The sequence below is a fragment of the Pseudomonas sp. RW3S2 genome, assembly GCF_014268955.1.
Classification (GTDB): Bacteria; Pseudomonadota; Gammaproteobacteria; order Pseudomonadales; family Pseudomonadaceae; genus Aquipseudomonas; species Aquipseudomonas wayambapalatensis.
This window is the reverse complement of sequence record NZ_JABWRM010000048.1, coordinates 1-379: the sequence shown is the minus strand read 5'-3', so window position 1 is coordinate 379 and position 379 is coordinate 1. Positions and strand designations below refer to the sequence as shown.

The window sequence follows — 379 nt, the reverse complement described above, 5'->3', positions numbered from 1 at the left end:
GTTGCCCGCGCCCTTGGGCTTGCCGGTGGAGCCGGAGGTGTAGATCACGTAGGCCAGGTTCTCGCCAGTGACCTCGACTTTCGGCGCCTGCTCGGCATAGCCGCTCAGTGGCTGGTCGAGCAGCAGGCACTCCAGGCCCTGCGGCAACGGCAACTGCTCGCGCAGGTGCGATTGGGTCAGCAGCAGTTCGATACCGCTGTCCTCGATCATGTAGGCCAGGCGCTCGCGCGGGTATTCCGGGTCCAGCGGCACATAGGCGCCACCGGCCTTGATCACCGCCAGCAGCGCCACGACCATTTCCACGCTGCGCTCGGCCGCCACCCCCACCAGCACATCCGGGCCCACGCCTGCCGCCTGCAGGCGGTGCGCCCACTGGTTG

Annotated in this window: 1 protein-coding gene; it reads right to left on the bottom strand. The window is 68.6% G+C overall.

What is annotated here, in order from left to right:
- A partial coding sequence (locus HU748_RS26765) for an AMP-binding protein (protein WP_186722538.1) occupies positions 1-379 on the bottom strand: 379 nt, incomplete at both ends.